Source organism: Bradyrhizobium sp. CCBAU 45389 (assembly GCF_028128625.1).
Classification (GTDB): Bacteria; Pseudomonadota; Alphaproteobacteria; order Rhizobiales; family Xanthobacteraceae; genus Bradyrhizobium; species Bradyrhizobium liaoningense_B.
On record NZ_LBIY01000018.1, the window covers coordinates 1 to 394 of the forward strand.

Genomic DNA, 394 nt, shown 5'->3' on the forward strand with positions numbered 1-394 from the left:
CCCGGCCATTGGGAAGCCGACCTGATGATGTTCTCAAAATACGGTCAGGCCGTGCTGACCGTGCATGAGCGCACCTCGCGCCTGCTGCTCGGCATTCGTCTCGCCAGCAAGGTCGCCCGCGGCATCGCGCGCCATCTCGTGCGCTTGTTCGCGGACCTGCCGGAGAGCTTGCGCCAGACCGTCACCTTCGACAATGGCACCGAGTTCGCTCAACACCTGGCCCTGCACCGCCTCTCGATCGAGACCTTCTTCTGCGACCCTCACTCGCCTTGGCAGAAGGGCGGCATCGAGAATGCCATCGGCCGGATGCGGCGCTTCATCCCCCGCAAAACCGATCTTGCCGCCCTGACAAGCCACCGTTTCCGCCGGCTCGTCGCCGCCTACAACAACACCC

The 394-nt window shown here is 64.7% G+C and carries 1 protein-coding gene; it reads left to right on the plus strand.

What is annotated here, in order from left to right; translation table 11 throughout:
* The coding region (locus tag XH79_RS06775) for an IS30 family transposase (RefSeq protein WP_442869921.1) at positions 1-394 on the plus strand (394 nt) is incomplete at both ends.